Origin of the sequence: Halomonas sp. PGE1 (assembly GCF_013000985.1) — a bacterium.
Lineage (GTDB): Bacteria > Pseudomonadota > Gammaproteobacteria > Pseudomonadales > Halomonadaceae > Halomonas > Halomonas alkalicola.
The window spans coordinates 2972852-2997094 of the sequence record NZ_CP053032.1 but is presented as its reverse complement, the minus strand read 5'-3'; the positions used below and the strand labels follow the sequence as shown (position 1 = coordinate 2997094).

14 protein-coding genes, 2 tRNA genes and 3 rRNA genes are annotated in these 24243 nt (G+C 64.9%); 13 read left to right on the top strand and 6 right to left on the bottom strand.

What is annotated here, in order from left to right; genetic code table 11:
• Positions 1–208: 208 nt before the first annotated feature.
• On the bottom strand, positions 209–409 hold the full coding sequence (locus HIR79_RS14170; protein ID WP_169958833.1) for a DUF2905 domain-containing protein: 201 nt from the start codon (positions 407–409) through the stop codon (positions 209–211).
• A gap of 97 nt (positions 410–506) precedes the next feature.
• The gene (locus HIR79_RS14165; RefSeq protein ID WP_169958832.1) at positions 507–3728 is read right to left on the bottom strand and encodes an FAD-binding and (Fe-S)-binding domain-containing protein; all 3222 of its coding nucleotides are present in this window, start codon (positions 3726–3728) and stop codon (positions 507–509) included.
• Between the two features lie 184 nt (positions 3729–3912).
• On the opposite strand from HIR79_RS14165, the gene serS reads away from it, so the two are divergent.
• A complete protein-coding gene (gene serS / locus HIR79_RS14160) occupies positions 3913–5196 on the top strand; it encodes a serine--tRNA ligase (protein ID WP_169958831.1) in 1284 nt (427 codons plus the stop codon).
• Positions 5197–5283: 87 nt separating this feature from the next.
• On the opposite strand, the gene HIR79_RS14155 is transcribed toward serS, so the two are convergent.
• The gene (locus HIR79_RS14155; protein ID WP_110069396.1) at positions 5284–6054 is read right to left on the bottom strand and encodes an SIMPL domain-containing protein; all 771 of its coding nucleotides are present in this window, start codon (positions 6052–6054) and stop codon (positions 5284–5286) included.
• 145 nt (positions 6055–6199) lie between these two features.
• On the opposite strand from HIR79_RS14155, the gene HIR79_RS14150 reads away from it, so the two are divergent.
• Positions 6200–7306: an AI-2E family transporter gene (locus tag HIR79_RS14150; RefSeq protein WP_169958830.1), complete on the top strand. Its 1107-nt coding sequence runs from the start codon at positions 6200–6202 to the stop codon at positions 7304–7306.
• A gap of 58 nt (positions 7307–7364) precedes the next feature.
• Here the strand turns inward: HIR79_RS14150 and trxA are convergent, their stop codons facing one another.
• Positions 7365–7688 (bottom strand): thioredoxin, encoded by a 324-nt coding sequence (gene trxA / locus HIR79_RS14145; protein WP_110069398.1) that lies wholly within the window; start codon positions 7686–7688, stop codon positions 7365–7367.
• A 232-nt stretch (positions 7689–7920) separates the two neighbouring features.
• Between trxA and cysB the strand changes: the two genes are divergently transcribed.
• Entirely contained in the window at positions 7921–8892 is a 972-nt protein-coding gene (gene cysB / locus HIR79_RS14140; protein ID WP_119021588.1) for an HTH-type transcriptional regulator CysB, read from the top strand.
• Between the two features lie 104 nt (positions 8893–8996).
• Here the strand turns inward: cysB and HIR79_RS14135 are convergent, their stop codons facing one another.
• Both HIR79_RS14135 and pabB read right to left on the bottom strand, forming a co-directional pair.
• Complete coding sequence (locus tag HIR79_RS14135) at positions 8997–9737, bottom strand: phosphoadenylyl-sulfate reductase (protein WP_169958829.1); 741 nt, start codon at positions 9735–9737, stop codon at positions 8997–8999.
• A 127-nt stretch (positions 9738–9864) separates the two neighbouring features.
• On the bottom strand, positions 9865–11238 hold the full coding sequence (gene pabB / locus HIR79_RS14130; protein WP_169958828.1) for an aminodeoxychorismate synthase component I: 1374 nt from the start codon (positions 11236–11238) through the stop codon (positions 9865–9867).
• A gap of 226 nt (positions 11239–11464) precedes the next feature.
• Here pabB and HIR79_RS14125 point away from each other — a divergent pair, with 226 nt between their 5' ends.
• The 10 genes from HIR79_RS14125 (at position 11465) to rrf (ending at position 24231) form a co-directional block, all read left to right on the top strand.
• Positions 11465–12175, top strand: coding sequence for a GntR family transcriptional regulator (locus tag HIR79_RS14125; RefSeq protein ID WP_169958827.1), 711 nt, complete (start codon positions 11465–11467; stop codon positions 12173–12175).
• A 59-nt stretch (positions 12176–12234) separates the two neighbouring features.
• Entirely contained in the window at positions 12235–13125 is an 891-nt protein-coding gene (gene prpB / locus HIR79_RS14120) for a methylisocitrate lyase (protein WP_119021585.1), read from the top strand.
• Positions 13126–13171: 46 nt separating this feature from the next.
• On the top strand, positions 13172–14299 hold the full coding sequence (gene prpC, locus HIR79_RS14115) for a bifunctional 2-methylcitrate synthase/citrate synthase (protein WP_169958826.1): 1128 nt from the start codon (positions 13172–13174) through the stop codon (positions 14297–14299).
• A gap of 2 nt (positions 14300–14301) precedes the next feature.
• On the top strand, positions 14302–16932 hold the full coding sequence (gene acnD / locus HIR79_RS14110; protein ID WP_169959606.1) for a Fe/S-dependent 2-methylisocitrate dehydratase AcnD: 2631 nt from the start codon (positions 14302–14304) through the stop codon (positions 16930–16932).
• Between the two features lie 116 nt (positions 16933–17048).
• A complete protein-coding gene (prpF, locus tag HIR79_RS14105) occupies positions 17049–18239 on the top strand; it encodes a 2-methylaconitate cis-trans isomerase PrpF (protein ID WP_169958825.1) in 1191 nt (396 codons plus the stop codon).
• Positions 18240–18934: 695 nt separating this feature from the next.
• Positions 18935–20473, top strand: a 16S ribosomal RNA gene (locus HIR79_RS14100).
• A gap of 93 nt (positions 20474–20566) precedes the next feature.
• A tRNA-Ile gene (locus HIR79_RS14095) sits at positions 20567–20644 on the top strand.
• Between the two features lie 193 nt (positions 20645–20837).
• Positions 20838–20913 (top strand) — tRNA-Ala (locus tag HIR79_RS14090).
• 229 nt (positions 20914–21142) lie between these two features.
• Positions 21143–24031 (top strand): 23S ribosomal RNA (locus HIR79_RS14085).
• An 84-nt stretch (positions 24032–24115) separates the two neighbouring features.
• Positions 24116–24231, top strand: a 5S ribosomal RNA gene (gene rrf, locus HIR79_RS14080).
• The 16S, 23S and 5S rRNA genes sit together here with 2 tRNA genes alongside, the layout of an rRNA operon.
• The last annotated feature ends 12 nt before the right edge of the window (positions 24232–24243 follow it).

Sequence of the window (24243 nt, the reverse complement as noted above, 5' to 3'; positions counted from 1 at the left end):
CGTGGGGGCTGTCGGCGGAGCAGAGGCGCCACGTCGAGAGCGGGTCTCGATGATAATCATGCCGGTGGCGGGAAAGAAGCACGAAAAGCGCTCCCGTTGCACGTCGGCAGCGCCGCTGCCGCTCGGCTAGAAGTTCACCTTCAGCCGGCCCCAGCGCCTGGGTCAGCTCGTCAGCAAGCGAAAACCGTGCATGGAGGTTCCGGCGCGGTCAGCGGTTAAACAGCCACATCAGCGCCGAGAGGACCACGCTCACCAGAATCATGGTGGTGATCGGGAAGAAGAACGAGAACCCCTCCCGACGCACGGCGATATCCCCCGGCAGCTGGCCGAAGGGGGGGCGGGAGAGCCAGGGCCAGAGCAGGCCCACGGCGATGATGATCAGGCCGATGATGATCAGGGTGCGGTTCATGGCGTCGCCTCCTGTCGCTTGGACCCTTGCCAGGTTGGACGGTGCGCCCACCGAAGATCTTTCCCCGGTGGGCGCCTGCGGGTGCGGCGGCGTTGGCTCAGCCCGCGCGGCGCAGCAGCGCCAGCAGCCCCTGCAGCGGGTGAGGCAGGGCGGTGTCGGAGAAGCGCTTGACCTGGCTGCGGCAGGAGTAGCCGGTGGCCAGCAGGGTCCCCGCGTTGGCCTCGTCCTCCACCACCGGCTGCCAGGACTGGGCGTAGATGGTCCTCGAGGTCTCGCGGTTGCGCGCCTCGTGGCCGTAGGTGCCGGACATGCCGCAGCAGCCGGTGGCCACCAGCTCGAGCTCGAGGCCGAAGGCGGCGAAGAGCTGCTGCCAGGCCTTCGGACTGCCGGGGGCGTTGGTCTTCTCGGTGCAGTGGGAGAGCAGCCGGTAGCCCGGATCTTTGATGCCGGCGCCGTCCAGGGTCAGGCCGGCGGGCACCAGGCTGGCCGCGCGGGTCACCAGCCACTCCTGCAGCATCAGCACCTCGGGCACGGCCTCCGGCCCCAGCGCCTTCACGTACTCCTGGCGGTAGGTGAGGGTCATGGCCGGGTCGATGCCGACCAGCGGCACGTCGAACTCCGCCAGGGCGCGCAGCCGCCGGGCCTGCTTGTCGGCGGTGCGCGCAAAGGCGCCCAGGAAACCCTGCACGTGAAGCGGCTTGCCGTTGGGGGAGAAGGGCGCCACGAAGACCCGGAACTCCAGCCGGCCGAGCAGCTCGACGATATCCAGCACCAGGTTGGCTTCGAAGTGGCTGGTGAAGGCGTCCTGCACGATCACCACGCTCCTGGCCTTCTGGGCCTCGGTGAGCCGGCCGAGCGAGGTGGGAGTGGCCTCTGCCACGCCCCAGGCGGCCAGGGTCTTGCTCAGGCTGGCCCGGGAGAGCCGCGGGCTGTCCACCAGCCCCACGGGGCCCGAGAGCAGGCGGTCCACCAGGCGGTTGCCGATCAGCGCATTGTAGGCGGGCGCCACCCGGGAGAGGGCGGGCAGCACGGACTCGGTGGTGCCGACCAGGTAGTCGCGCAGCGGGCGCAGGTAGCGGCCGTGGTAGACCTCCAGGAACTGCGCCCGGGAGTCGGGCACGTTGACCTTGATCGGGCACTGGCCGGCGCAGGACTTGCAGGCCAGACAGCCGGCCATGGCGTCGTAGACCTCGTGGGAGAAGTCCGCCTCGCGCTTGCGGCGCAGGGTGTTGAGGGTGCGTTTCGGGAAGCTCTTAACGAAGCCCCAGGCGCCCTCCGCCTTCTTCTTGCGCGACTCCTCGACCAGATCGATGCCGGCGTCGCCCTGCAGGCGCAGCCACTCGCGGACCAGGCTGGCGCGCCCCTTGGGGGAGTGCACCCGATCCCGGGTCGCCTTCCAGGAGGGGCACATGGCGTCGTTGGGGTCGTAGTTGTAGCAGGCGCCGTTGCCGTTGCAGTAGACGGTAGCGGCGTGGGCCTGCCAGGCCCGCTCGTCGATGGTGCGGTCGAGCTGGCCCCGGGTGGTCACGCCGTCGATGGTCAGCAGGCCCGGGTCGACCAGCGTCACTGTCTCTGCCTGCGTGGTGTCAGGCGCCTTCCCCGCGGCTTCGGGCGGGATAGAAGCAGTACCCGCGGCTTCGGGCGGGATGGAAAGAGGCGTCGCGATCTTGCCGGGGTTGAGCTGGTTGTAGGGGTCGAAGGCCGCCTTGACCCGCTGCAGGCTGGGGTAGAGCTCGCCGAAGAAGCTCGGCGCATACTCCGAGCGCACTCCCTTGCCGTGCTCGCCCCACAGCAGGCCGCCGTACTTCTGCGTCAGCTCGGCCACCTCGTCGGAGACCTCGCGGATCAGCCGCTCCTGCGCGGGGTCCTTCATGTCGATGGCAGGGCGCACGTGCAGCACCCCGGCGTCCACGTGGCCGAACATGCCGTAGGCGAGGCCCCGAGCGTCCAGGGCGGCGCGGAACTCGGCAATGAAGTCGGCCAGGTGCTCCGGCGGCACCGCGGTGTCCTCGACAAAGGGGATGGGGCGCTTCTCGCCCTTTTCATCGACCCGGGCGTTGCCCAGCAGGCCCACGGCGCGCTTGCGCATGGCGTAGACCTTCTGGATCTGCGGCCGGCCCTCGGCGAGGGTAAAGCCCAGGCGCTGAACGCTGGCGTCGCTCTCCAGGTGGCGGCAGAAGGCGGCGACCCGCTCGGCCAGGCGCTCGGGATCGTCGTCGTTGAACTCCACCAGGTTGATGCCGCGCACCGGGGTGTCGCCGGCGGGGAAAAACGCCGCCACGCTGTCCCAGACGAAGTCCTCCATGGCCAGCATCAGCACCTTGTCGTCCACCGTCTCGATGGAGGTGGGGGACGCCTGTGGCCGACCTTGAGAAGAGCTGCCGCTTGACATTAGGGCCCGAGCGTCGCGCAGGGCATCCATGAAGCCGGCGTAGCGCACGTTGACCAGGGTGGAGTGCTTCGGGATCGGCAGGACGTTGAGTACCGCCTCATTGAGAAAGCCCAGGGAGCCCTCGGCGCCGCACAGCAGGCTGTTCATGTCGAGCCGACCCTGGTCGTCACGCAGATGCGCCAGGTCATAGCCGGTCAGGCAGCGATTGAGGGGCGGGAACTTCTCGGCGATCAGCGCGCCCTGGGTGTCGATGATCTCCCGGGCGGTGCGAAAGGCGCGGCCGGTGGCGTCCTGGCGCTTGCAGAGCGTGTCGAGCTCGGCCTCCTCCACCGGGCGGCTGGTCAGGCGCTCGCCGCCCAGCAGCAATACCTCGAGCTCGAGCACGTGGTTGCGGGTCTTGCCGTACTCGCAGCTGCCCTGGCCGCTGGCGTCGGTGGAAATCATGCCGCCGATGGTGGCGCGGTTGGAGGTGGAGAGCTCCGGCGCGAAGAAGAGGCCATGGGGCCTGAGCGCGGCGTTGAGCTGGTCCTTGACCACCCCGGCCTGGACCCGCACCCGACGGGCCTCGACGTCGATATCGAGGATCCGGTTCATATGGCGGGAGACGTCCACCACCAGGCCGTCGGTGAGGGACTGGCCGTTGGTGCCGGTGCCGCCGCCCCGGGGGGTGAGCGCCACCTGGCGGTGCTCCACCTGGCCGGCCAGGTGGGCGATGCGCGCCAAGTCCTCGCCGTGGCGGGGGTAGAGCGCCGCCTGGGGCAGGCGCTGGTAGATCGAGTTGTCGGTGGCCAGTACCGTGCGGTCGGCGTAGTCCGGGGCGATCTCGCCCTCGAAGCCGGCGTCGCGCAGGGCCTCCAGGAAACGCAGGTAGGGGGCGGCCAGCCCCGGCATGGTGCTGGCGTCGGCGGTGTCCAGTCGTGCGATCATGGCACTCTTTCATGGGGAAGCGGGGAATCCCTCTACTTTACCGCGAGAGGGCGGTGGGGCGCACCCCGCGGGCGGGGTCGGCGGCGGGCGCGTGGCGCCCCTGATGCCTTTTGCCTACAATGGGCGGCCTGTTTCACTCCCGTCTTCTTTCTTCTTCATCACCGACTGCAACGGACCGGATTCCATGCTCGATCCCAAACTGCTGCGCAGCGACCTCGATTTGGTCGCTCAACGACTGGCCAAGCGAGGCTTCGCTCTCGATACCGACCGTCTCGAGGCGCTGGAGTCCCGGCGTCGCGAGCTGCAGGCCGAGACCGAGTCCCTGCAGAACGAGCGCAACACCCGCTCCAAGGCGATCGGCAAGGCCAAGGCGTCCGGCGAGGATATCCAGCCGCTGCTCGACGAGGTCTCGGACCTGGGGGATCGCCTGGATGCGGCCAAGGCGCGCCTGGCCGAGGTGCAGGCCGAGTGGGATGACGCGGTCAGCGGCATTCCCAACCTGCCCCACGAGAGCGTGCCCGAGGGCAAGGATGAGGCCGACAACGTCGAGCTGCATCGCTGGGGTACCCCCCGGGCGTTCGACTTCGAGGTGCGCGATCACGTCGACCTCGGCGCCCTGCAGGGCAAGCTGGACTTCGAGCTGGCGGCCAAGCTGACCGGCGCGCGCTTTGCGGTGATGCGAGGCCCCATCGCGCGGCTGCACCGGGCCCTGGCCCAGTTCATGCTGGACAAGCAGACCCTCGAGCACGGCTACGAGGAGTGCTACGTGCCCTACATGGTCAACGAGGCCTCCCTGCGCGGCACCGGCCAGCTGCCCAAGTTCGGCGAGGACCTGTTCCGCCTCGACGACGAGCGCGGCTACCACCTGATCCCCACCTCCGAGGTGCCGCTGACCAACTTCGCCCGGGACGAGATCCTGGAGCACAGGGCGCTGCCTCTGAAGCTCACCGCCCATACGCCCTGCTTCCGCAGCGAGGCGGGCTCCCACGGTCGTGATACCCGCGGCATGATCCGCCAGCACCAGTTCGACAAGGTGGAGATGGTGCAGCTGGTGGACCCGGCCACCAGCTATGCGGCCCTGGAGGAGATGCGCGGCCACGCCGAGGCGATCCTGCAGGCGCTCGAGCTGCCCTACCGGGTGGTGACCCTGTGCACCGGCGACATGGGCTTCGGCGCCGCCAAGACCTATGACCTGGAGGTGTGGATCCCCAGCCAGAACGCCTACCGCGAGATCTCCTCGGTCTCCAACTGCGAGGAGTTCCAGGCGCGGCGCATGCAGGCGCGCTTCCGCCACCCCGAGCAGAAGAAGCCGCAGCTGCTGCACACCCTCAACGGCTCCGGCCTGGCGGTGGGGCGCTGCCTGGTGGCGGTGCTGGAGAACTATCAGAACGCCGACGGCTCGATCACGGTACCCGAGGCGCTGCGCGCCTACATGGGCGGCGTCGAGGTGATCAACCTCCCGGCCTGATGCCGCCAGGTGTTCCCTCCCGGGTCTTGGAAACCCCCGCTGGCGCCAGCCACCGGGGGTTTCTTGTGGGTAGGGCGGGGCTCCTTGCTACTCGATCTCCCAGGTGACGCTGACCCCGGCCTCGATCTCGAGGGTGCCGGGGCGGTACTCCGCCTGGGGAGCGCCTTCCCGGGCATCGGCGGCCATGGCCAGCATGCGCGGCTGGAAGACCGGCGAGCGGGTCTCGCTGACGCTGGCCACCGGGCCCAGGGTGATGCCCAGGGTGTCGGCCATCAGCTCGGCCTTGTGGCGCGCCTTCTCCAGCGCCTTGACCAGCGCCTCGTCGGTGGCGGCGTCGCGGTCGGCGAGGTCGTAGCTGACGCCGTCCAGGGCGTTGACGCCCGCTTCGGTGAGGGCGTCGAGTAGCCCCGGCAGCCGCTCCAGGTCGTCGAGCTGTATCCGGAAGGCGCGCTCGAGGCGGGTCCGGACCAGCGTCTGACGCTCGCCGTCCTCGTGACGGCTACCGGCGAGGTGTTCCGGCTGCACGGCCAGCGAGCCGGCGCTGATGGCGTCGCGCTCGAACCCGGCGGCCTCTAGGGTGCGAATCAGCTCGCCGGCACGGCCTTCCAGCCGCTCGCGGGCCTCGCGCAGCGCGTCGGGGTCTCCTCCCCGGTCCTCTTCCTGGGACACGGCCGGTGTGCGCTCCCAGAGGCGGGCCGTGAGGGTGGCGCGGTCAGGTACCACCGCCAGCGTGGCCTCGGCCTGGACGTGGAGCTGGCGGGGCGGGGTGGCCTCGGCCAGCGCCTGCCCGGCCAGCAGCGGGGTGGCGACGAGCAGGGTGCCCAGCAGCAGCTGCCGGGCGGGACGAAACAGCCTCATGGTGGCCTCCTTGCAATGATGGCGTGACCGTCTGCCACCCCGCTTCGAGGTGGGCCGACTATAAAGGTTCCCGCGGCGGCCATCATTGTTGCTGGCCCGGCGCGAAGGCATGATGGGGGCTGGCCAGGGAGGACAGGAACGCACGATGTCGGCTCATGAACCGGATGCCCCGAGCATCATTCCGCTCAACCTCATGCTCGGCCTGGCCGCGCTGGTGGTGATCGTGGCCGGCATGAAGGCCGGTGCGAGCCTGCTGGTACCGATGCTGCTGGCCATCTTTATCGCGGTGGTCTGCACCGCGCCGATCCAGTGGCTCAACCGGCTGGGGCTTGGCCTGCGGGCGGCCGTGTGGCTGACCCTGGTGGTGATCGGGGTGCTCTTCTCGCTGGTGGGACTGCTGCTGGTCAACAGCTTCGGCACCTTCACGGAGGCGCTGCCGGGCATCGAGGAGAAGCTGCAGGCCTACTATGTCGGGCTGCTGGATGGCCTGGCGAGCCTGGGGCTAGCCATCGACCCGGACCGGCTGGCCGGTCTGCTGGACGTCGAGGAGCTGGGCGGCTGGATCCCCGCCCTGCTCGGCGAGATCGGCAACCTGCTGGTGCAGAGCACCATCGTGGGCCTGCTGGTGCTGTTCATGCTGTTCGAGATGCTGCACTTCCGCGACAAGGTCTCCCGCGCCCTGGCCAACCCGGCGCCGAGCCTTCAGCGCTTCAGCGAGTTCAGCCAGACCCTCAAGCGCTACCTGGCCGTCAAGACTCTGATCAGCCTGGTCACAGGCGCCCTGGTGTGGGTGGCCTGCCTGCTGGTCGGGGTCGATTTCCCCTTCCTGTGGGCGGTGCTGGCCTTCGCGCTCAACTTCATTCCCAACATCGGCTCGGCCATCGCCGCGGTGCCCCCGGTGCTGCTGCTGCTGGTCTCGCCGGAGGGCGGGCTGGTCGATGCCCTGCTGCTCTCCGCGGCCTACCTGGGGATCAACTTCCTGCTGGGCAACATCGTCGAGCCAAGGGTGATGGGGCGCGCGCTGGGACTGTCGACCCTGGTGGCCTTCCTGTCGCTGGTGGTGTGGGGCTGGATCTTCGGCACGGTGGGCATGCTGCTCTCGGTGGTGCTGACCATGACCCTGAAGATTGCCCTGGACAGCCATCCCCAGACCCGCTGGATCGCCCACCTGCTGGGGCCGGGGGAGGAGGCCCCCGAGGCAAGTCCCGAGCGTCCGATCGCGGAGCGCGACGCCGAGGATGAGGAGGCCTGAACGACAACGCCCCGGCCAGGGCCGGGGCGTCATGCTTGCGCTGAAGTGAGCGCCGCGATCAGGCGTTCTGGTCGATGAACTGCGTCAGCTGCGACTTGGACTGGGCGCCCACCAGGGAGGCGACCTTGGCACCGGACTTGAACAGCATGACGGTGGGCACACCGCGCACACCCTGCTCGGCGGCGATTTCCGGGGCATCGTCCACGTTGATGCTGACGACCTTGAGGTTGCCTTGGCGCTCCTCGGCGACCTCGTCGACCACCGGTGACATCACCTTGCAGGGACCGCACCAGGGGGCCCAGAACTTCAGCAGCACCAGGGTGTCGGCCTTGAGGACTTCCTGCTCGAAGTTGGCATTGGTGACATCGACGTTATTGGCCATGGGGTTCTCCAGTTTCGTTGCGCTGCATCGAGCGTATTCACGGCACGCCTGGGGCGTGCCCGGCCGGCTGATGTTAGCGGTCGGCCGCTGCGCTGGCAAATGGCGCCATGATACGGCTAGGCGGGACACCGCCTCCTTGTATATACTTCAAAGTGATTAGAGATTTTTTGCTTATCGCGATTTGGCATTGCCAGCGCCTGTGACCGGGGCGGCGGCCAGGGAGTTTGTCATCATGAAGCTGCAGCAGCTGCGCTATATCTGGGAAGTCACCCGCCACAACCTCAACGTCTCGGCCACCGCCCAGAGCCTGTTCACCTCCCAGCCGGGGATCTCCAAGCAGATCCGCCTGCTGGAGGACGAGCTGGGGGTGGAGATCTTCGCCCGCAGCGGCAAGCACCTGACCCGGGTGACCCCGGCCGGGCAGGCCATCGTCGAACTGGCCGGCGAGGTCCTGCGCCTGACCGAGAACATCAAGGAGGTGGCCCAGGAGTTCAGCGACGAGCGGCGCGGCAGCCTGGCCATTGCCACCACCCATACCCAGGCGCGTTACGCGCTGCCGCCGGTGATCAGCGAGTTCACCCGCAAGTATCCCGATGTGGCCCTGCACATGCAGCAGGGTACCCCCAAGCAGATCGCCCAGATGGTCAGCGACGGCCAGGCGGATTTCGCCATCGCCACCGAGTCCCTGGAGCTCTTCAATGACCTGGTGCTGCTGCCCTGCTACCGCTGGAACCGCTGTCTGCTGGTCCCCCGCGGGCACCCCCTGGCCGACGAGCCCGAGCTCACCCTGGAGGCCCTGGCCCGCTATCCGCTGGTCACCTACGTGTTCGGCTTCACCGGCCGTTCCCAGCTGGACGACGCCTTCCGGGCCCGGGGGCTGACGCCCAACGTGGTGCTGACGGCCGCCGACGCCGACGTGATCAAGACCTACGTGCGCCTCGGCATGGGGGTGGGCATCGTCGCCCATATGGCGGTGGACCCGGAGCACGACACCGACCTGGTGGCGCTGGATGCCGGCCACCTCTTCGAGAGCTCCACCACCAAGATCGGCATCCGCCGCGGCACCTTCATGCGCGGCTACATGTACGACTTCCTGCAGGGCTTCGCCCCGCACCTGGAGCGTGACCTGGTCGATGCCGCCCTGGCGGCGGGGCCACGGCACGAGGCGCCGCTCTTCGAGGGGCTCACGCTGCCGGTGCGCTAGCCTCGCAGGGCCCCCACCCCCCCGGAAGGGGCGGTGGGGCCTTGAGCGACGAAGGGCGCCCCGCGGGGCGCCCTTCGTCTCTCTGCTCCCTGCTCCGCTTCCGCTCAGCGGGGGGCGGAGGGGGGGAGGTTGGTGGCGTGCAGGCCGCACTCCTTGCCGCCCTGCTCCTCCCACCACCAGCGCCCCTCGCGCTCGTGCTGGCCGGGCAGGGTGGGGCGGGTGCAGGGCTCGCAGCCGATGCTGACGAAGCCGCGTTCATGCAGGGGGTTGTAGGGGACGTCGAACATGCGGATGTAGGTCCACACTTCCTCGCTCGACCAGTGGGTCAGCGGATTGATCTTGTAAAGCGGGCTCGCTTCGCTGCCGAAGCCGTGGTCGTGCTCGGCGATCTGCAGGCTCGAGCGGGTGCCGGGGCTCTGGTCGCGGCGCTGGCCGGTGACCCACATCGGCAGGCCGGCGAGGCGGGCGCGCAGCGGCGCCACCTTGCGGATGCCGCAGCACTCCTGATGGCCATCGCGATAGAAGCTGAAGAGTCCCTTCTCGCCCACCAGTGCCTGAACCGCCTCGGGGTCGGGGAAGCGCACGTCGATGGCGATGCCGTAATGCTCGCGGACCCGCTCGATGAAGGCGTAGGTCTCCGGATGCAGCCGGCCGGTATCCAGGGCGAAGACATGGACGGCCTCCTTCGGCGCGACCTTCAGGGCCAGGTCGATCAGCACCACGTCCTCGGCGCCGGAAAAGGAGAGCGTCAGCTCGCCGAAGGCCTGGTAGGCGGCGCGGAGGATCTCCTTGGGGGTCGCCTGGTCGTGCTCCAGGACGAAACGGTTGGGGTCGAAGCTTGCCATGCTGGCCTCCTTGGGCTCGATGGCCGTTACCCTAACAAGGCCGAGCCCGCCGCCCCCAATACCGATTTCTTGGATATCTATTCCTTTGGGGAGCAAGAGGCAAGGTTCTTATGCATTTTCTGCCAATTCATCGTCCGCACAATTCATCGTCCGCGAGGGCGGCCATCAGGTGGCCGATCTTGTCGAGGGTCTCCTGATACTCTGCCTCGCCCTCGGAGTCGGCCACCAGGCCGCCGCCGCCCCACAGGTGGAGTTGGCCGTCGTCGGCCACGGCAGTGCGAATGGCAATGGAGGTGTCCATGCCCCCGCGCACGTCCACATAGCCGAGGCTGCCGCAGTAGGCGCTGCGCCGGCTCGGCTCCAGCTCCTCGATGATCTGCATGGCGCGCACCTTGGGGGCGCCGGTGATGGAGCCGCCGGGGAAGGCGGCGGCCAGCAGCTCGAGGGGCGTGCGCCCTGGTGCCAGCTCACCGGTGACCACGCTGACCAGATGGTGCACGTTGGCGTAGCTCTCCAGGCCGCACAGCTGGGGCACCCGCACGCTGCCGGGGCGGCAGACGCGGCCCAGGTCGTTGCGCAGAAGGTCGACGATCATCACGTTCTCGGCGCGGTCCTTGAGGCTGGCGGCGAGCGCGTTGGCCAGCCGCCGGTCGTCGGCGGGCGTCGCCCCCCGGGGGCGGGTGCCCTTGATGGGGCGGGTCTCCACCTTACCGTCGCGGCACTCCAGGAAGCGCTCCGGCGAGAGCGAGAGGAGCGCCTGCTCGCCGTGGGCGGTGGGCCATGCCATATAGCCGGCATAGGGGGTCGGGGTGGCCTGGCGCAGGCGGCAATAGGCTGCCCACAGGTCGCCCGCGTAGGGGGCGCTGAAGCGCTGGGCCAGGTTGATCTGGTAGCAGTCACCGGCGCGGATATAGCGCTGCACGGCGGCGAAGCGCGCGAGGTAGTCGGCGCGGGAGAGCTCCCCGGTGAAGGGGGCGGTGAGCCGAAACCCACCGGCCTCTGCGGCGGCTGCCGCCAGCCAGCCCTCCACCTGCCGGCGGCGCTCGGCAGTGGCCACCAGCCAGCTCTCGCGCCGCTCATGGTCCTGGATCAGCGCCCAGTCGTAGAGGCCGACCCGGCTCGCCGGCAGGTCGACCACCGGCCGGGCGCACTCGCCCACCGGCTCCAGCAGCCGCCCCAGGTCATAGCTCCAGTAGCCGATCAGACCCCCCAGGAAAGGCAGCTCGCTTGCCGCGTCGGGCACCGGAAGGCGCTCCAGCAGCGCCTGCTGGGCGGCGAAGGGCGAGAGCCCGGCAAGCTCGGGAACGCCGCTGACGCGGCCCCGGGCATCGACGGTAAGCGTCGCCAGCGGATCGCTGGAGAGGATGTCGAAGCGCCCTGCGGGGGCCGAGGGGCGCCCGCTGTCGAGCAGCACCGCGCCGGGGCGCCTGCGCAGGCGGGCGAAGTGCTCGAGCGGCGTCTCCTGATAGGGCAGGGGAGTGATCTGAAGGGATGCGTTCATGACCGGGCCTTGCGAAAACAGGCGGCCCATTCTAGGCGTCTCGACGGGTCTTGTCCCTGTTCTTGCCCGCCGCGGGGGCCAGCGCTGTGCTGACATTGTCGACAGCCCCTTCGATGGCAGGGGGGTTGTCTACAACCAAAGGTGAAGCTTTCCGGGGTTTCTGCGTATTGACCCCATTCTGGGGAGTGGCTACTCTCTCTTCACCGAATAATTGTCGACAATTGCCATGACCTCAGTCGAAACCGAAACCACCCCCCCGGAAGTGCGCACCCTGGCGGAGCGCGTCTTCCAGCAGCTCCAGGACGCCATCGTGCGCGGCGAGCTGGCGCCGGGCAGCAAGATCACCGAGCCGGGCCTCTCCAGGGCCTACGGCATCTCGCGCGGCCCGCTGCGCGAGGCGATGCGTCGCCTCGAGGCGCACCGCCTGATCGAGCGGGTGCCTCATGTGGGTGCCCGGGTGGTGAAGCTCTCCATGAAGGAGCTGCTGGAGCTGTTCGACGTGCGCGAGGCGCTGGAGAGCATGGCGGCCCGGCTGGCGGCCGAGCACATGACCGCCGAGGAGATCGCTGGGCTGCGCGAGCTGCTGGCGATGCATGAGCGTCAGGCCGACCTCAAGAAGGGCGAGGCCTACTTCCAGCGCGAGGGCGATCTGGACTTCCACTACCGGATCGTCCAGGGCAGCCACAATCGCATGCTGGTGACCCTGCTGTGCGACGACCTCTACTACCTGGTGCGGCTCTATCGCACCCAGTTCAGCGCCAGCGGCTCGCGGCCTCAGCGCGCCTTCGTCGAGCACCATCGCATCGTCGATGCCATCGAGGCCGGCGATGCCGAGCTTGCCGAACTGCTGATGCGGCGTCACGTCAGCGCCTCACGGGCCAATGTGGTCGACCGCTATGCGGCCACCCTGCGTCAGGCGGCCGAGACCACATCCTGATTCGAACCGAACCCCCGCGGCCCGGACCTTCCAGGCCAGCCCCCTACAGGAGAGAGACCATGACCCAGCAGACCCCCGGCGCCCGCTTCCGTGCCGCCCTCGAGGCCAATCGCCCGCTGCCCATCGTCGGTACCATCAACGCCTACACCGCCATGATGGCCAAGCGCGTCGGCCACCAGGCCATCTATCTCTCCGGCGGCGGCGTGGCCAATGCCTCCTTCGGCCTGCCGGATCTCGGCATGACCACCATGAACGACGTGGTCGAGGATGCCCACCGCATCTGCGGCGCCACCGACCTGCCGCTGCTGGTGGATATCGATACCGGCTGGGGCGGCGCTTTCAACATCGCCCGCACCGTCAAGGAGATGCAGCGCGCGGGCGTTGCCGCCGTGCACATCGAGGACCAGGTCGCCCAGAAGCGCTGCGGCCACCGCCCCAACAAGGCCATCGTCTCCCAGCAGGAGATGGTCGACCGCGTCAAGGCCGCCGCCGATGCGCGCATCGACCCGGACTTCTACCTGATCGCCCGCACCGACGCCTTCCAGAAGGATGGGCTGGATGCCGCCATCGAACGTGCCCAGGCCTGCATCGAGGCCGGCGCCGACGCCATCTTCGCCGAGGCGGTGCACACCCTGGACGACTACAAGGCCTTCTGCGAGCGCGTCGACGCGCCGATCCTGGCCAACATCACCGAGTTCGGCGCCACGCCGCTGTTCTCCCAGCAGGAACTGGGCGAGGTGGGCTGCCGCATGGTGCTCTATCCGCTGTCCGCCTTCCGCGCCATGAACGCCGCGGCGCTCAAGGTCTATCAGAGCATCCATGCCAACGGCCACCAGCGCGACGTGGTGGAGCTGATGCAGACTCGCGACGAGCTCTACGACTTCCTGAACTACCACAGCTTCGAGCAGAAGCTCGATGCGCTCTTTGCCGAGAAGGGCAGCGACGCCTGAGTCGCGCCCGCCAGTCACTTCGGATACCTACAAGAGGAGAGAGATCATGGTTGATAAACCCATCGGCGGCGCCGGCCTGCGTGGCCAGAGTGCAGGTACCACCGCCCTGTGTACCGTGGGCAAGACCGGTTCCGGCCTGACCTATCGCGGCTTCGACATCAAGGAGCTGGCGGAAAAGGCGAAGTTCGAGGAAGTGGCCTACCTGCTGCTCAAGGGCAAGCTGCCCAACCAGGCCGAGCTCGACGCCTACATTTCCAAGCTCAAGGGCCTGCGTGGCCTGCCGCAGCCGCTCAAGACCGTGCTGGAGCAGATCCCCAAGGACGCCCACCCCATGGACGTGATGCGCACCGGCGCCTCCATGCTGGGCAACCTGGAGACCGAGCAGAGCTTCGACGAGCAGCAGGATGTCTCCGACCGCCTGCTGGCCGTGCTGCCCTCGATCATCTGCTACTGGTACCGCTTCAGCCACGACGGCGTGCGCATCGAGACCGAGACCGACGATGACTCCGTGGGTGCCCACTTCCTGCACCTGCTGCGCGGCGAGGCCCCCTCCGAGCTGCATGCTCGCGTCATGAACGTCTCGCTGATCCTCTACGCCGAGCACGAGTTCAACGCCTCGACCTTCACCGCGCGCGTCTGCGCCTCGACTCTCTCCGACATGCACTCCTGCGTGACCGGCGCCATCGGCTCGCTGCGCGGTCCGCTCCACGGCGGCGCCAACGAGGCGGCCATGGACATGATCGAGAACTGGGCCTCCGCCGACGAGGCCGAGCGCGAGATCATGGGCATGCTCGAGCGCAAGGAGAAGATCATGGGCTTCGGCCATGCGATCTATCGCGAGTCCGACCCGCGCAACGCCATCATCAAGGAGTGGTCCAAGAAGCTGGCCGAGGACTTGGGCGACACCGTTCTCTATCCAGTCTCCGAGCGCGTCGAGGCGGTGATGTGGCGCGAGAAGAAGCTGTTCTGCAACGCCGACTTCTTCCATGCCAGCGCCTACCACTTCATGGACATCCCCACCAAGCTGTTCACGCCGATCTTCGTCTGCTCGCGCGTTACCGGCTGGGCGGCTCATGTCTTCGAGCAGCGCGCCAACAACCGTATCATTCGCCCGAGCGCCGATTACGTCGGCCCGGAGAAGAGCGAGTGGGTGCCCATCGAGGATCGGGGTTGAGTATGAATACGGACTACCGTAAACCGCTTCCCGGCACCGAGCTGGACTACTTCGACGTGCGTGCGGCCGTCGAGGAGATCCAGCCCGGTGCCTATGACACCCTTCCCTACACCTCCCGGGTGCTCGCCGAGCAGCTGGTGCGTCGCTGCGAGCCGGAACTGCTCACCGATGCCCTCAAGCAGCTGATCGAGCGCCGCCGTGACCTGGACTTCCCCTGGTACCCGGCCCGGGTGGTGTGCCACGACATCCTCGGCCAGACGGCGCTTGTCGACCTGGCCGGCCTGCGCGACGCCATCGCCGAGCAGGGCGGTGACCCCGCCAAGGTCAACCCGGTGGTGCCGACCCAGCTGATCGTCGACCACTCGCTCGCCGTGGAGCACGCCGGCTTCGAGCCGGACGCCTTCGAGAAGAACCGCGCCATCGAGGATCGTCGCAACGAGGACCGTTTCCACTTCATCGAGTGGACCAAGACCGCCTTCGAGAACGTCGACGTGATCCCCGCCGGCAACGGCATCATGCACCAGATCAACCTGGAGAAGATGTCGCCGGTGGTCCAGGCGCGCCCGGATGAGAATGGAAAGCGCGTGGCCTATCCCGACACCTGCGTGGGCACCGACAGCCACACGCCGCACATCGACTGCCTGGGCGTCATCGCCATCGGCGTCGGTGGCCTCGAAGCCGAGACCGTGATGCTGGGCCGTCCCTCCATGATGCGCCTGCCCGACATCGTCGGCGTGGAGCTGACCGGCAGGCCCAAGCCTGGCATCACCGCCACCGATATCGTGCTGGCGATCACCGAGTTCCTGCGCAAGGAGCGCGTGGTCGGCGCCTATCTCGAGTTCTACGGCGAGGGGGCCAAGAGTCTCACCATCGGCGACCGCGCCACCATCTCCAACATGACCCCGGAGTACGGGGCCACCGCGGCGATGTTCTACATCGACGAGCAGACCATTGACTACCTGACGCTCACCGGCCGCGAGCCGGAGCAGGTCGAGCTGGTGGAAAAGTACGCCAAGCAGACCGGCCTGTGGGCCGACAGCCTGGCCAACGCCCAGTACGAGCGGGTGCTGACCTTCGATCTTTCCAGCGTCGAGCGCAACCTGGCCGGCCCCTCCAACCCGCACCGCCGCCTGCCCACCAGTGCGCTGCACGAGCGCGGCATCGCCGTGGACTACGACAAGGCCCAGGCGGAGGAGAAGGAAGGCCGGATGCCCGATGGCGCGGTGATCATCGCCGCCATCACCAGCTGCACCAATACCTCGAACCCGCGCAACGTGGTGGGAGCGGGCCTGCTCGCCAAGAAGGCCAACGAGCTCGGCCTGATTCGCAAGCCCTGGGTGAAGTCGTCCTTTGCCCCGGGGTCCAAGGTCGCGCGGCTCTATCTCGAGGAGTCAGGCCTGCTGCCGGAGCTGGAGAAACTCGGCTTCGGCATCGTCGCCTACGCCTGCACCACCTGTAACGGCATGTCCGGGGCGCTGGATCCCAAGATCCAGCAGGAGATCATCGACCGCGATCTCTACGCCACCGCCGTGCTCTCCGGCAACCGCAACTTCGACGGCCGCATCCACCCCTACGCCAAGCAGGCCTTCCTGGCCTCGCCGGCGCTGGTGGTGGCCTACGCCATCGCCGGGACCGTGCGCTTCGACATCGAGAAGGACGTGCTGGGCACCGACAAGGACGGCAACCCGGTCACCCTCAAGGACCTGTGGCCCTCCGACGAGGAGATCGACGCTATCGTCGGCGAGTTCGTCAAGCCGGAGCAGTTCAAGCAGGTCTACATCCCGATGTTCGACCTGGACGCCTTCGAGAAGGCCGAGAGCCCGCTCTACGACTGGCGCCCGCAGAGCACCTACATCCGCCGCCCGCCCTACTGGGAAGGCACCATGGCGGCCGAGCGCGAGCTCAAGGGCATGCGGCCCCTGGCGATCCTGCCGGACAACATCACCACCGACCATCTGTCGCCGTCGAATGCCATCATGATGGACAGTGCGGCGGGCGAGTACCTGCACAAGATGGGCCTGCCGGAGGAGGACTTCAACTCCTACGCCACCCACCGCGGCGACCATCTCACCGCCCAGCGGGCGACGCTCGCCAACCCCAAGCTCTTCAACGAGATGGTGCGGGACGACGCAGGCGAGGTGGTGCAGGGGTCGCTGGCGCGGGTCGAGCCGGAAGGCCAGGTGATGCGCATGTGGGAGGCCATCGAGACCTACATGAACCGCAAGCAGCCGCTGATCATCATCGCCGGCGCCGACTACGGTCAGGGCTCGTCCCGTGACTGGGCGGCCAAGGGCGTGGCGCTGGCTGGGGTCGAGGCGATCGTGGCCGAGGGCTTCGAGCGCATCCACCGCACCAACCTGATCGGCATGGGCGTGATGCCACTGCAGTTCCAGGAGGGCACCACTCGCCACACCCTGCAGCTCGACGGCACCGAGACCTATGACGTGGAAGGCAAGGCGGCGCCGGGCGCGACCCTGGAACTGGTTATCCATCGCAAGACCGGCGAAGTCGACCGGGTGCCGGTGACCTGCCGCCTGGATACCGCGGAAGAGGTCACCGTCTACTCCGCCGGTGGCGTGCTGCAGCGCTTCGCCAAGGACTTCCTGGAGTCCTCGGCCGACGCGACAAGCTGACGCCGGGCGAACGCCTGACGATGTAGAACTCTTATCGACCCGGCGCCGCAAGGCCCGGGTCGATCTTTACCTTCATCAGCCTCTTTATCCTATTCATCTTCAAGGAAACGACCTTCATGGCTCACGTTCCCCAGATTCGCATTCCCGCCACCTATATGCGCGGTGGCACCAGCAAGGGCGTCTTCTTCCGGCTCGACGACCTCCCCGAGGTGGCGCAGAAGCCTGGTGAGGCTCGCGACCGCCTGCTGATGCGAGTGATCGGCAGTCCCGACCCCTATCAGAAGCAGATCGACGGCATGGGCGGGGCCACCTCCAGCACCAGCAAGACGGTGATTCTCTCGAAGAGTGAGAGCCCCGACCATGACGTGGACTATCTCTTCGGCCAGGTCGCCATCGACAAGGCCTTCGTCGACTGGAGCGGCAACTGCGGCAACCTCTCTGCCGCCGTTGGGCCCTTTGCCGTGGCCAACGGCCTGGTCGACCCGGCGCGCATTCCGGAGAACGGCGTGGTGGAGGTGCGCATCTGGCAGGCCAATATCGGCAAGACCATCGTCTGCCAGGTGCCCATCACCAACGGCGAGGTGCAGGAGACCGGCGACTTCGAGCTCGACGGCGTGACCTTCCCCGCGGCCGAGGTGCCGGTGGCCTTCAAGGACCCCGCCGACGGCGAGGGGGCGATCTTCCCCACCGGCAACCTGGTGGATGAGCTGGAGGTGCCGGCTGATGTGGTGGAGGGGGGCACCCTCAAGGCGACCCTGATCAACGCCGGCATTCCCACCGTCTTCGTCAACGCTGCCGAACTCGGCTATGCCGGTACCGAGCTGCAGGAGGCGATCAACGGCGACGCCGAGGCGCTGGCGCGCTTCGAGACGATCCGCGCCCACGGCGCGGTGAAGATGGGGCTGATCCAGGACGTGGCCGAGGCGGCCTCTCGCCAGCACACTCCCAAGGTCGCCTTCGTGGCGCCCCCGGCGAGCTATAGCGCCTCCAGTGGCAAGGCGGTCGAAGCCGCGGAGATCGATCTTCTGGTGCGGGCGCTCTCCATGGGCAAGCTGCATCACGCCATGATGGGTACCGCGGCGGTGGCGATCGCCTCCGCCGCGGCTATCGAGGGTACCCTGGTCAACCTGGCCGCCGGCGGCGGCAAGCGCAACGCCGTCACCTTCGGCCACCCCTCCGGCACCCTGCGGGTGGGTGCCGCGGCTAGCCTGGTGGACGGTCGCTGGGTGATCGACGAGGCGGTGATGAGCCGCAGCGCCCGGGTGCTGATGGAGGGCTTCGTACGTATTCCCGGCGACAGCTTCTGATCGATCTGCCTGTGGGTGCCAGGAGCCCGGAGCCTCGTTGAGCTCCGGGTCCCTGGCTTCGCCGAGCGATATCTTGATATGGGTCATGGCCCTTTGCGTGTCGTTGAGCTACATTTTTCTAGCGGAAGGGGTTGCACCCCTCGGGGGAAAGCCGTAAAGTACGCATCCGCTGCCGGTGACCAGCAAGGTTGCAGGCGGTGAAAGGTGGTAGAAGTGGTTGTTCTGCTTGAGGTTTTTGAAAGTTTCGAAAATCTTCTCGCTTGACACTCGCCGCGGATTCGCTAGAATGCGCACCACTTGTTCTGCAGGGCTCGCTGAGGGCTCTATTCGCAGCGCCTCGGCAAGATGAGGTGAGCAGTCAGCGAAAGTCGGACGGGGTGCCACGCACCGCCAACCGCCGCTTGACACGCTGAAGCGAATCGGTAGAATACGCCTTCCTCGCAGGGCGCTGGCGATAGAGAGTTCACTCTCACCGACAGCAAGCGAGACGCTCCACTCGAATGTCGAGACGGGAGCCGCTCTTTAACAATCGATCAGGTAATTCATGTGGGCGCTTGTCGATGTGTCGGTGACCAGTCACTGAAACATCAAGGCAAGCGACTCGTCAAAGATCCTCGGATCTTTTTGAGAACGTTTGAACCTTGAGCCAAGTTTGGTCCGCTTCCTTCTTCGAAGGGTAAGGACTATATGATCTTAAACTGAAGAGTTTGATCATGGCTCAGATTGAACGCTGGCGGCAGGCCTAACACATGCAAGTCGAGCGGCAGCACGGGAAGCTTGCTTCCTGGTGGCGAGCGGCGGACGGGTGAGTAATGCATAGAAATCTGCCCGGTAGTGGGGGATAACCTGGGGAAACCCAGGCTAATACCGCATACGTCCTACGGGAGAAAGCAGGGGATCTTCGGACCTTGCGCTATCGGATGAGTCTATGTCGGATTAGCTTGTTGGTGAGGTAATGGCTCACCAAGGCGACGATCCGTAGCTGGTCTGAGAGGATGATCAGCCACATCGGGACTGAGACACGGCCCGAACTCCTACGGGAGGCAGCAGTGGGGAATATTGGACAATGGGCGAAAGCCTGATCCAGCCATGCCGCGTGTGTGAAGAAGGCCTTCGGGTTGTAAAGCACTTTCAGTGGGGAAGAAAGCCTTGGGGCTAATACCCTCGAGGAAGGACATCACCCACAGAAGAAGCACCGGCTAACTCCGTGCCAGCAGCCGCGGTAATACGGAGGGTGCGAGCGTTAATCGGAATTACTGGGCGTAAAGCGCGCGTAGGCGGTCTGATAAGCCGGTTGTGAAAGCCCCGGGCTCAACCTGGGAACGGCATCCGGAACTGTCAGGCTAGAGTGCAGGAGAGGAAGGTAGAATTCCCGGTGTAGCGGTGAAATGCGTAGAGATCGGGAGGAATACCAGTGGCGAAGGCGGCCTTCTGGACTGACACTGACGCTGAGGTGCGAAAGCGTGGGTAGCAAACAGGATTAGATACCCTGGTAGTCCACGCCGTAAACGATGTCGACTAGCCGTTGGGCTCCTTGAGAGCTTTGTGGCGCAGTTAACGCGATAAGTCGACCGCCTGGGGAGTACGGCCGCAAGGTTAAAACTCAAATGAATTGACGGGGGCCCGCACAAGCGGTGGAGCATGTGGTTTAATTCGATGCAACGCGAAGAACCTTACCTACCCTTGACATCGTGCGAACTTTCCAGAGATGGATTGGTGCCTTCGGGAACGCACAGACAGGTGCTGCATGGCTGTCGTCAGCTCGTGTTGTGAAATGTTGGGTTAAGTCCCGTAACGAGCGCAACCCTTGTCCTTATTTGCCAGCGAGTCATGTCGGGAACTCTAAGGAGACTGCCGGTGACAAACCGGAGGAAGGTGGGGACGACGTCAAGTCATCATGGCCCTTACGGGTAGGGCTACACACGTGCTACAATGGCCAGTACAAAGGGTTGCGAAGCCGCGAGGTGGAGCTAATCCCGAAAAGCTGGTCTCAGTCCGGATCGGAGTCTGCAACTCGACTCCGTGAAGTCGGAATCGCTAGTAATCGTGAATCAGAATGTCACGGTGAATACGTTCCCGGGCCTTGTACACACCGCCCGTCACACCATGGGAGTGGACTGCACCAGAAGTGGTTAGCCTAACTTCGGAGGGCGATCACCACGGTGTGGTTCATGACTGGGGTGAAGTCGTAACAAGGTAGCCGTAGGGGAACCTGCGGCTGGATCACCTCCTTATCGACGACGTCCCGACACGCGGCAAGTGCTCACAATGAATTACCTGATCGACCAGAGCAAAGACTGTTTGGGTATAGACCCAGCGTGACCAATGGGTCTGTAGCTCAGTTGGTTAGAGCGCACCCCCTGATAAGGGTGAGGTCGGCAGTTCAAATCTGCCCAGACCCACCATTCTCTGAACGGCCGGGCAGCTCAGTTGGTTAGAGCGCACCCCAGGAAGTTCTGTGAAGAGAAGGGTGAGGTCGCGGGGTTTGTTTCAAATCTGCCCAGACCCACCAAATTTGCAGTGATACTGCGTTGCTCCGATACTCGCATAGCAGGCTATGCGTCGCATCGAAGCGCCTTGTCTCACGCAAATTGCCTCGGGGCCATAGCTCAGCTGGGAGAGCGCCTGCCTTGCACGCAGGAGGTCAGCGGTTCGATCCCGCTTGGCTCCACCATCCTCCCCCCACAACAGTCATTACCTGATCGGATCCGCAGTCATAAGCCATCCTTGCACTTTGCAATGACCGGTTTATGACTGTCGATTGACAGTCTGCTCTTTAACAATGTGAATCATGCTGACAAACGTTCCTTCCTGGAGAGATTCAGGAAGAACATGAGATACGTCTCAAGCGTATCCGGCAATTGTCAAACTGTCATCGCAGATCAGACCCCTTGGGGTTATATGGTCAAGCGATGAAGCGCACACGGTGGATGCCTAGGCAGCCAGAGGCGATGAAAGACGTGGTAGCCTGCGATAAGGCTCGGCGAGGTGGCAAACGACCTGTGACCCGGGCATTTCTGAATGGGGAAACCCACCCTGCATAAGCAGGGTATCCCACACTGAATACATAGGTGTTGGGAGGCGAACCGGGGGAACTGAAACATCTAAGTACCCCGAGGAAAAGAAATCAACCGAGATTCCCCCAGTAGCGGCGAGCGAACGGGGACCAGCCCTTAAGCATGTGACTGATTAGACGAACGCGCTGGGAAGCGCGGCCATAGTGGGTGATAGCCCCGTAGTCGAAAATCTGATCATGTGAAATCGAGTAGGTCGGGGCACGTGAAACCTTGACTGAATATGGGGGGACCATCCTCCAAGGCTAAATACTCCTGGCTGACCGATAGTGAACCAGTACCGTGAGGGAAAGGCGAAAAGAACCCCGGAGAGGGGAGTGAAATAGATCCTGAAACCGTGTGCGTACAAGCAGTGGGAGCAGACTTGTTCTGTGACCGCGTACCTTTTGTATAATGGGTCAGCGACTTATTTTCAGTGGCGAGCTTAACCGACTAGGGGAGGCGTAGGGAAACCGAGTCTTAACTGGGCGACCAGTCGCTGGGAATAGACCCGAAACCGGGCGATCTATCCATGAGCAGGTTGAAGGTTGAGTAACATCAACTGGAGGACCGAACCAGGATCTGTTGAAAAAGATTTGGATGACTTGTGGATCGGAGTGAAAGGCTAATCAAGCCCGGAGATAGCTGGTTCTCCTCGAAAGCTATTTAGGTAGCGCCTCACGTATCACCGCCGGGGGTAGAGCACTGTTTCGGCTAGGGGGTCATCCCGACTTACCAACCCGAGGCAAACTCCGAATACCGGTGAGTGCAGCGTGGGAGACACACAGCGGGTGCTAACGTCCGTTGTGAAAAGGGAAACAACCCAGACCGTCAGCTAAGGCCCCGAAATCCTGGTTAAGTGGGAAACGAGGTGGGAAGGCTCAGACAGCTAGGAGGTTGGCTTAGAAGCAGCCATCCTTTAAAGAAAGCGTAATAGCTCACTAGTCGAGTCGGCCTGCGCGGAAGATGTAACGGGGCTCAAACCAGGTGCCGAAGCTACGGGTTCATCCTCTGGATGAGCGGTAGAGGAGCGTCGTGTAAGCCGATGAAGGTGGATTGAGAAGTCTGCTGGAGGTATCACGAGTGCGAATGCTGACATGAGTAACGACAAGGGGAGTGAAAAACTCCCCCGCCGGAAGACCAAGGGTTTCTGTTCGACGCTAATCGGAGCAGAGTGAGTCGGCCCCTAAGGCGAGGCCGAAAGGCGTAGTCGATGGGAAACGGGTCAATATTCCCGTACCTCACTGTATTGCGATGGGGGGACGAAGAAGGCTAGGTGAGCCAGGCGTTGGTTGTCCTGGTGAAAGCCAGTAGGCTGGGATCTCAGGCAAATCCGGGATCCTAAGGCCGAGAGGCGAGACGAACTGACTACGGTCAGGAAGTCATCGATGCCACGCTTCCAGGAAAAGCCTCTAAGCTTCAGATACAGTGGGACCGTACCCCAAACCGACACAGGTGGTCAGGTAGAGAATACCAAGGCGCTTGAGAGAACTCGGGTGAAGGAACTAGGCAAAATGGTGCCGTAACTTCGGGAGAAGGCACGCCGCGTTAGTGTGAAGGGACTTGCTCCCGGAGCACGAGGCGGTCGAAGATACCAGGTGGCTGCAACTGTTTATTAAAAACACAGCACTCTGCAAACGCGCAAGCGGACGTATAGGGTGTGACGCCTGCCCGGTGCCGGAAGGTTAATTGATGGTGTTAGCGCAAGCGAAGCTCCTGATCGAAGCCCCGGTAAACGGCGGCCGTAACTATAACGGTCCTAAGGTAGCGAAATTCCTTGTCGGGTAAGTTCCGACCTGCACGAATGGCGTAATGATGGCCACGCTGTCTCCACCCGAGACTCAGTGAAATTGAAATCGCAGTGAAGATGCTGTGTACCCGCGGCTAGACGGAAAGACCCCGTGAACCTTTACTATAGCTTCACACTGGACGCTGATGTTGCTTGTGTAGGATAGCTGGGAGGCTTTGAAACCCGGACGCCAGTTCGGGTGGAGCCAACCTTGAAATACCAGCCTGGCATCATTGGCGTTCTAACTCAGGTCCGTTATCCGGATCGAGGACCGTGTGTGGTGGGTAGTTTGACTGGGGCGGTCTCCTCCCAAAGCGTAACGGAGGAGCACGAAGGTACCCTCAGCACGGTTGGAAATCGTGCATTGAGTGCAAGAGCATAAGGGTGCTTGACTGCGAGACAGACACGTCGAGCAGGTACGAAAGTAGGTTCTAGTGATCCGGTGGTTCTGTATGGAAGGGCCATCGCTCAACGGATAAAAGGTACTCCGGGGATAACAGGCTGATACCGCCCAAGAGTTCACATCGACGGCGGTGTTTGGCACCTCGATGTCGGCTCATCACATCCTGGGGCTGAAGTCGGTCCCAAGGGTATGGCTGTTCGCCATTTAAAGTGGTACGCGAGCTGGGTTTAGAACGTCGTGAGACAGTTCGGTCCCTATCTGCCGTGGGCGTTGGAAGTTTGAGAAGAGCTGCTCCTAGTACGAGAGGACCGGAGTGGACGCACCTCTGGTGTTCCGGTTGTCACGCCAGTGGCATTGCCGGGTAGCTATGTGCGGACAGGATAACCGCTGAAAGCATCTAAGCGGGAAGCCCCCTTCAAGATGAGACTTCCCTGAGGCCTTGAGCCTCCTGAAGGGCCCAGCGAGACCAGCTGGTTGATAGGTCGGGTGTGGAAGCGCTGCAAGGCGTTGAGCTAACCGATACTAATTGCCCGTGAGGCTTGACCATATAACACCCAAGTGGTCTGTCGATGACAGATGACAGCGGATACGCACGAGACGTCTCGACGTCAGCATGATTCACCGTTTTTCGCCTGACGACCATAGCGTGCGTGAACCACCTGATCCCATGCCGAACTCAGCAGTGAAACCGCTCAGCGCCGATGGTAGTGTGGGGTCTCCCCATGTGAGAGTAGGTCATCGTCAGGCACTTATAGAGAA